The sequence below is a fragment of the Enhygromyxa salina genome (assembly GCF_002994615.1).
Lineage (GTDB): Bacteria > Myxococcota_A > Polyangia > Nannocystales > Nannocystaceae > Plesiocystis > Plesiocystis salina_A.
This window is the reverse complement of record NZ_PVNK01000021.1, coordinates 1-5,987: the sequence shown is the minus strand read 5'-3', so window position 1 is coordinate 5,987 and position 5,987 is coordinate 1. Positions and strand designations below refer to the sequence as shown.

At 71.0% G+C, this 5,987-nt stretch carries 4 protein-coding genes and 1 pseudogene; 1 reads left to right on the top strand and 4 read right to left on the bottom strand.

What is annotated here, in order from left to right:
• Window positions 1-224: hypothetical protein (locus tag ENSA5_RS02295; protein WP_181197228.1), on the bottom strand; the 224-nt coding region annotated here is incomplete at its 3' end.
• A gap of 67 nt (window positions 225-291) precedes the next feature.
• Entirely contained in the window at window positions 292-2,031 is a 1,740-nt protein-coding gene (locus ENSA5_RS02290) for an alkaline phosphatase PhoX (protein ID WP_258182703.1), read from the bottom strand.
• A 405-nt stretch (window positions 2,032-2,436) separates the two neighbouring features.
• Here ENSA5_RS02290 and ENSA5_RS02280 point away from each other — a divergent pair, with 405 nt between their 5' ends.
• On the top strand, window positions 2,437-3,072 hold the full coding sequence (locus ENSA5_RS02280; protein ID WP_106389909.1) for an RNA polymerase sigma factor: 636 nt from the start codon (window positions 2,437-2,439) through the stop codon (window positions 3,070-3,072).
• 11 nt (window positions 3,073-3,083) lie between these two features.
• Here the strand turns inward: ENSA5_RS02280 and ENSA5_RS02275 are convergent, their stop codons facing one another.
• Entirely contained in the window at window positions 3,084-5,195 is a 2,112-nt protein-coding gene (locus tag ENSA5_RS02275) for a WD40 repeat domain-containing protein (protein WP_373422409.1), read from the bottom strand.
• Window positions 5,196-5,657: 462 nt separating this feature from the next.
• Window positions 5,658-5,942: pseudogene (locus tag ENSA5_RS39655) on the bottom strand (nSTAND1 domain-containing NTPase); the annotation flags it as partial.
• Window positions 5,943-5,987: the final 45 nt, after the last annotated feature.

Below are 5,987 nucleotides of genomic sequence, written 5' to 3'. Positions count from 1 at the left end.
TCCCCATCCCCATCCCCATCCCCGTCTCCCGGGTCGCCTTCGCCATCATCCGTATCGCCGTCGCCATCTCCCGTGTCGCCGTCGCCGTCCCCGCTTCCGGTCTCGGTCTCGGTCTCGGTCTCGGTTCCGGTGTCACCCGTGACGTCATCGCCACAGCCGGTCAGCGCGAGCGCGAGGGGCAAGCTGAGGGTCAGAGCAGATTTCGCAGCCTTGGACAGGGACATGGGTATGGTGTCCTCGATGAGGGTTGCGAGCGCGCCACGTCTACGTGGCGCAGACGTGAACTCGGCGTCAGTCGCCGACCGAGTCCCCCTCGTCGCCGCGTACGAGCAGGCCGCGCAAAACGATCGCCGCCGCGACGGTCACGGCGGCCGCGAGCCCGGATGGATCGTCGCCCTCGACCGAGCAGCTGCAACCGGCTGCGTCCTCGATCCCCGCGTCGCTGTCACCGCCAGTGCCGGTCCCCGTGTCCCCCCCGTCGCCGAGCTCGTCGCCAGCCTCACCAGGGTCGCCGTCTCCAGGGTCGCCGTCTCCAGGGTCGCCGTCTCCGGTCTCCGAGTCTCCGGTGTCGCCGTCTCCGTCTCCGTGTCCGCCGCCCATCATCGGAAACGGCCCGGTCACAACCAGCGTCAGCCCGTCATTTTGGATGTTGACGAACATCGCCTGCCCGTCGGGCGAGAAGCACACGCCAGCGAGCTCGCTGTCGCTGATGGCGTTGCGGGCGAAGTCGCAGATCTCGCCGAGCTCGTTGACCCAGCGGATGTACTGATCGCCGTCGCCGTCCTCGGCGATGAACACCTCGCCCCAGGGCGCGACGGTGATGTTGTCGGGGTTGTCGAGCACGCCCTGATCCGTCGCGTGGACGAGGAGCTCGAGGGTCGGGCTGTCGCCGTCGATCAACCGGAAGATCTGGCCCTTGCCGATCGGCCCGCCGCTGGTCGAGCAGATGTAGACCTGGCCCTCGAAGAACCAGATGCCCTCGCCACGGACGATCCTCGCGGCGCCCTTGGCCTGGGCCTCGTCGCGGACGCTGTCGTCGTCCGGGTCCGGGTTGTCGATGTCGACCCACTCGACGTCGAGCACCTCGTCCTCGGCCATGCCGAAGGTGTCGTACTCGTCGACGCCGACGACCTTGAGCGCCTGCAGGGTGCCGACGAAGGGCTCGTTGACCTCGTCGGGCACGAAGCGATAGAGGCACGAGTCGCCGCGGTCTTCGGTCAGATAGGCGTAGTTGTTCGAGGGATCGACACAGACGGCCTCGTGGTTGTAGCGGCCGTAGCCGTCGATCCGCTGCGGCGTCTGGACCGTCGCGGCGTCGGTCGGGCACAAGAAGGTGTAGCCGTGGCGGACGCCGTCGTTGATGTTGGTGTTCTCCTCGCACGACAGCCAGCCCCACGGGCTAGCAGCCCGGGGTGCAATGCCTCGCGCCGCCTCGCTTGGCCTTTTCGCCGAGGGCTTTGTCGCCAAAACTTGCAGTACGCCCGGTACAGCGGCGTTTTGGCTTCGCGCCCTCGGCGAAAATTCCGGCGCGAGGCGACACGATGCATTGCACCACGGGCTGCTAGGCCCACCCGCGCAATTGCGAACCGTGCCGACGAGCACGAGGTTGCTGGAGATCCGCGCGTAGGTGTTCGCGTCGATGACCACACGGGTCACGCCGCCGGTCGCGTTGTCCTCGTAGGCCTCGACCGGCGGCCGCTGGCCGGTCTTGTAGGGCCCGTTGGCGAGGTCGCCTGCGCTGTTCTCATGGTTGCGCATGAGGATCAGCGTGTCGTCGGGGCCCGCGAAACAGGCCATGCCGTCGGGGCGACCGGGGACACGGTAGCCGTCGTCCATGTCGTCGCCGACGGCCTCGAGGACCTCGTAGCTGAAGCCGGCCGGGAGATCGAGGACCCCCTCGGGGTCGGCGATGAGCTCACCCCAGCGACCGCGGGCGCTTGCCCGGCGGCTACGACCGAGGGTCGCGAGGGAGAGCGCGATGGTGGTCGCGCCACCGGTGATCATGAAAGTTCGGCGGCCGATCGTTCCCATGGCGCGGACTGTCGTCGGGTGCAGCTCCGACTGCAACGAAACTCGCGGTGACGATCACACCACAAAAATGGGTCATGGACGACATCCTTCGAGCGGTTGTGACCTTCGCGTGTCCCATTCACCCGTCATCAATTGATCGAAGCATTGCGGGCTCTGAGCCGCGCACCAGCTTGTTGGACAGCCGACGGCCGCCGAGCCAAGGGCGTGCTCGCGGCCTCGATGTCCGGCGCAGCGTTGCGCATCAGATCGCCCCGCTTGGCGTTGCTGCGTCGGCCCAGGTCGGGCTCGGCCAGCGCGAGCAGACCGAGGCCGGCGAAGAGCGCGTGAGCGGCGAGGATGCTGGTGAGCTCGGCGCGCTTGGGTCGCCCCGGCGCCGGCCCCCGATGAGCTATGCTCGACGACGACATGAGCGGACTCGAGGCGCTTTCGGACAGCGAGCTGCTCGCGCGCTGGCGCGCGGGCGACCGAGCAGCGGGCGCGACCCTGGTCGAGCGCCACCTCGAGAGCATCGTGCGCTTTTTCATGAGCAAGGTCGGCTCCGACAGCGACGACCTGGTCCAGGCGACCTTCCTCGGCCTCCTCGACGGCGCCCTCGATCGACTCCGAGCCGAGGGTGGCTTTCGCAGCTTCTTGTTCGGCATCGCGCGCAACAAGCTGCTCGAGCACCTTCGCAACACGATCCGCGACCGTGAGCGCTTTGATCCCCAACACGCCACCCTCGCCGGGCTCGATCCCTCCGCGTCGGCGGCGATCGACGCCCACGGCCAAAACAAGCTGCTGCTCGCGGCGCTGCGGCGGCTGCCCCTCGACACCCAGCTGATGCTCGAGCTCCACTACTGGGAGAACATGCGCGTGCGCGAGATCGCCGTCGCGCTCGACATGCCCCCGAGCACGATCAAGACCCGCATGCGCCGAGGCCGAGCGCGCCTCGACGAGGAGATGCGCGCGCTCGCAAGGTCGCGCGAGGCGCTCGAGACGACGCTGCGCGGGCTCGATGGTTGGGCCCAGGAGCTCAGGCGCGAGCTCGACGGCGAGGGCTGAGTCGGCCGTCTTCAGCGGAGCTGGGCGCAGATTGGGGCCGACGAAGTTCCGACCAGGTAGGGCTCGATGCGAGCGCAGGCCAGGCCGAGCGCGGTCGCGGGCATCGGCCACAAGATCACGCCGCCGCCCGACCCCGCGCTGGCAAAGTAGGACCCGTCCGGGGCGAACACGACCGCGTTGACGTCGCCGCCGTGGCCGACGAGCGTCGCGAGCTCGCGGCCCGAGCTCAGATCCCACAGGCGCACGCTGTCGTCGGCGCTGGCGGTCACGAGCTGGGCACCACTGGGCGAAAAACCGAGCGCGAGCACGTCGTCGCGATGGCCCGCGAAGATCTGCGACGTGGCCCCGGTCTCGACCGTCCACAGGCGCAGCTGATCGTCGGCGCTGGCGGTCGCCAGCTGCGAACCATCGGGGCTGAACGCGAGCGCGGTCACGCGATCACGGTGGCCCTCGAGCACGAGCCGCTGGGTGCCCGAGGCCACGTCCCACAGCCGCGCGTCGTGATCCCAGCCGGCCGAGGCGAGGGTCGAGCCATCGGGCGAGAACCCGAGCGCGACCACGTAGCTGCCGTGGCCCTCGAGCACGGCGCGCTGATCTTCGAAGTGGACATCCCACAGGCGCACGCTCGAGTCGTAGCTGGCCGTCGCCAGCTTCGAGCCGTCGGGCGAGAAGGCCAGCGCGACCACGTAGCTCTCGTGGCCCTCGAACACCGCCAGCGACTCGTGGGACTCGACGCCCCACAGCCGCGCGCTCGCGTCGTAGCTGGCGCTGGCCAGGCGTGAGCCGTCGGGCGAGAAGGCCAGCGCGACCACGTAGCTCTCGTGGCCCTCGAACACCGCCAGCGAGGCGCCCGAGCGGGCGTCCCACAGGCGCACGCTCGAGTCGTAGCTGGCCGTCGCCAGCTTCGAGCCGTCGGGCGAGAAGGCCAGCGCGACCACGTAGCTGCCGTGGCCGTCGAGCGCGCGGAGCTGCGAGCCCGTGGCCGGATCCCACAGGCGCACGCTCGCGTCGTAGCCCGCGCTGGCCAGGCGCGAGCCGTCGGGCGAGTAGCGCAGCGCGGCGACCTTGCCCGCGTGGCCGTTCAGGCGACCGCGCGGGGCCTTGGAGCTCAGCTCCCACACCCGCGCCGTCGAGTCCGCGCTGGCCGTCGCGAAGCGCGAGCCATCCACGGCCGAGGCGAGCGCGAGGACACCCCCGCCGTGACCGGTGAGCGCGGCGAGCTCGCGCCCGGAGCGAAGGTCCCACAGCCGCGCGCTCGCGTCGGCGCTGCCAGTGATCAGGCGGGCGCCGTCGGCCCAAAACGCGAGCGCGAGGACGTCGTCGGTGTGGCCCTCGAAGCTCGCGAGCTGCTCACCAGTGTTCGCGTCCCACAGCCGCGCGGTGTCGTCGAAGCTCGCCGTTGCGAGCTGCGAGCCGTCGGGCGAGAACGCGGCCGCGACCACGCTGCTGCGGTGGCCCTCGAAGCTGAGGAGCGGGTCCCCGCTCGCCACGTCCCACAGCCGCGCGACCGGCTCGTAGCCGCAGGTGACCAGGCGGGCGCCGTCAGGTGAGAACGCGAGGTCGAGCATCCGACTGTCGTGGCCCTCGAGCGTGCGCAGCGGGGCCCCGGACCCGGCGTCCCAGATCCGCGCGCTCGCGTCGTGGCTGGCCGTGGCCAGGCGCGAGCCGTCGGGCGAGAACGCGAGCGCGCTGACGTTGGCGGCGTGGCCCTCGAGGATCGCGATCGGCGCCCCGGACTCGGCGTCCCACAGCCGCGCGGTGTCGTCGGAGCTGGCCGTGGCCAGGCGCGCGCCATCGGGCGAGAACGCGAGCGCGACCACGTCGTCGCGGTGGCCGTCGAGCCGAGCGAGGGGCTCGCCCGAGCTGGGGTCCCACAGGCGCACGCTGCGATCCCAGCTCGCGCTCGCAAGCCGCGAGCCATCGGGTGAGAACGCGAGCGCGGTCACGCTGCGGCTGTGACCGTCGAGGACCGCGAGCTGCTCGCCCGTGCCCGGGTCCCACAGGCGCACGCTGCCGTCGAGGCTCCCCGTTGCGAGCCGACGGCCGTCAGGCGAGAACCCGACCGCGACCACGCTGCCCTTGTGGCCGTCGAGGACCGCGACGGGGCCGACGACGGTTCGCATCGCGAGGGCATCGAGCATCCCCTGATAGGCGTCAGGCGGCGGCAGGCGTGTGAACGGCGGCCCGTAGGCGCCGAGGGCCTCGATCGCCAGCGCCAGCGGCTCGAGGTCCATCCGCCCCTCGGCCAGCATCGACGCCCGCAGCCCTTTTTGGGCGTTGACCCCGTCGTCGGCTCGCTCGCGCTCGGACCGCTCAGACGCGAGCAGGGCCTGGTTGTCGCTGGCCTGCCGCTGGTTCTCGAGCGCGAGCAGGAGGGCGAAGCCCGAGAACGCGATCAGCACGAGGATCACGCTCGTGAGCGCGCCACGCACGAGCCAGTCACGCTTGCGGGCCCGCTGGCGGCTGCGGATCAGGAACGAGCGCTCGTCGTCGAGGAGCTCGACGGTGCTGTGCGCGAGGACCCGCTCGGCCTCCTCGACCCGCCCCTTGCCCCACAGGTACTCGGGGTCCAGGTGGGCCGCGTACTTCTCGGCGCTCGCGCCCAGCTCGTGGCGCAGGCGCAGGGCCTCACGGTCGGCGTTGAGCCAGTCGACGAGGGTCGTCCACTCGCGCAGCAGCGCCTCGTGGGCGATCTCGAACACCTCGACGCCCGCGACCTCGGACGCGACGAGCACGCGGGCGTGGTTCACGAAGGCCGTCAGGACCCGCGCGGTCAGCTCGTCGGCGCCGAGCTCGTCACGGGTCGCGCGGCGCCGCGTGTCCCCGAGGGCGACCTCGCCGGGGTGGACCAGCCGCGTCATGACCCGTCGGACCGCGAGCTCGGCCCCCTCGCCCCCCTCTGTCCCTTATACACA

What these genes read in the sequence shown, in the direction of transcription:
- ENSA5_RS02290 (WP_258182703.1), bottom strand. Translation starts at nt 2,031, where the DNA reads ATGGGAACGATCGGCCGCCGAACTTTCATGATCACCGGTGGCGCGACC.
- ENSA5_RS02280 (WP_106389909.1), top strand. Translation starts at nt 2,437, where the DNA reads ATGAGCGGACTCGAGGCGCTTTCGGACAGCGAGCTGCTCGCGCGCTGG.
- ENSA5_RS02275 (WP_373422409.1), bottom strand. Translation starts at nt 5,195, where the DNA reads ATGCGAACCGTCGTCGGCCCCGTCGCGGTCCTCGACGGCCACAAGGGC.